Annotated in this window: 1 protein-coding gene; it reads left to right on the top strand. The window is 43.7% G+C overall.

All coding sequences use genetic code 11. The features are described 5' to 3' along the window. Positions 1 to 193 precede the first annotated feature (193 nt). On the top strand, positions 194 to 1,552 hold the full coding sequence (locus JX325_RS16420; RefSeq protein WP_204792106.1) for a hypothetical protein: 1,359 nt from the start codon (positions 194 to 196) through the stop codon (positions 1,550 to 1,552). The last annotated feature ends 31 nt before the right edge of the window (positions 1,553 to 1,583 follow it).

Here is a 1,583-nt window from a genome sequence, read left to right as displayed (position 1 = left end):
GTATATGGAAGAAGCGGGAATTTTTTTCATTTCACTTATTATCAGCCCGCTAATTGTATCTTTTATAATCGCATTTTCAGGCCCAAAAAAGGCAGATATACCAGGAATAGAGTTAAACGTACGGAAAAAACAGCGGTTTGAGCGTATCAGATAGATCTTCAAGGAGCAGTTTCCTGCCAATGATTGTCCCGTCATGTTCTTGCGCGGAGCGGTGCTAAAAGATAAGACAACGGGCAAGAATCTGTTGCAGTTGAAGTTTATCAACTCGGGAACGCAGACCATCAAATCCGCATATGCCGCTATTGATTTCATTGACGATGCGGGAGATATAATAGCGAATGGCACAACGATTCAAGCGGAGTATCTGGACGTCAATTGTGCAAGCGGGGATACTTTCGGTCAAAAACAGTTGCTTGACTTGGGTGACATTGGGGCCATCCATATTGTGATAACTTATAACAAGGTGGTTTTCACTGACGGCACAGTTTGGAGGGCTGGGACAGACAGTCAGGTTTCAAGATCCATTCCAGTAACCTTGCTGAAAAGTGTCTTGCCGCCGGAACTGCAAAATGAAGTCAGTGAGGAAACGCTTTGTAAGCCGGGAACGCTGGGCGGTGGATTGTGGCGGTGTACTTGTGGCTGTTTAGTCAGAACTGCCGACGGGGACACTTGCCCGAATTGTCAGCAGACATTTGAACAGGCGCAGGAAACCGCAAGCGTCATCGTTCTTGAAAAGCGCAACCGGGAGAGGATTGCGGAGCAGGAGCGAGCGGCACTGGATAAACAGGTGGCAAAGAAACAGGCCAAAAGCTATGTTTCCCAATTTATTTTTTCAGTTGTTGCGCTTTATCTAGGAGCAGTAATCGGCTATGTTTCTCTTGCACTAGTATTTGGACAAGGTTTACGTATTCTTGAGACATTTTGGACGATTATTATTTTTCTATACTTTTTCGCTTATTTCTTGTGTGGTTGTATATCAATGATTATGACAGCTATTTTGTTGCGTAAAGCAAGGAAAGACGGTGCCATTAAAGATGCAAAGTCGGCAAGAACAGTCATAAAAATTCAAGGGATTACTGCTTTAGCTGCGGCTGCACCTTATGTTTTCGGTTGCCTGATGACTCCGGTGATGATGCTACTGGACATATTTGAAAATTATCGGTCATATTACTGGACGAATGGATTTAATGGTATTGGCTCATTTGTATTGATATTAATGATAGTTGCATCAGCAATTTGTTTAATTCCGAATTTTTTGTACTGGTATCGGCTTCCATATATACGAAGCTGGCTGTCAAAGCAAAAAAACCTCAAAGAAAAAATCGCTCTTGCGATATGTGGAATCTTCGTCGTGATTGCAGTAGCGTATATTGCGCAAATTCCAAGCGCAATACATTATTCTTTTTGGGGCGGATTCACGTTTGACAGCGAAATCGTATTGCCTTGTATCATATCTATAGCTTTGGCCGCAGGTTCCATCTTCGTTTGCCGTAGGCTTCCAATTGTAAAAGGCTGGTTGGAGAAGCTGAAAAGCAAGAAGAGGGAAAAGTAATCGGCGGCAGCTCCTCCCCCTCCCTTTGCGG

Origin of the sequence: Oscillibacter sp. CU971 (assembly GCF_905219725.1) — a bacterium.
GTDB lineage: Bacteria > Bacillota > Clostridia > Oscillospirales > Oscillospiraceae > Oscillibacter.
Note: the sequence above shows the minus strand (reverse complement) of the source record. Positions and strands in the feature narration are given on the sequence as shown.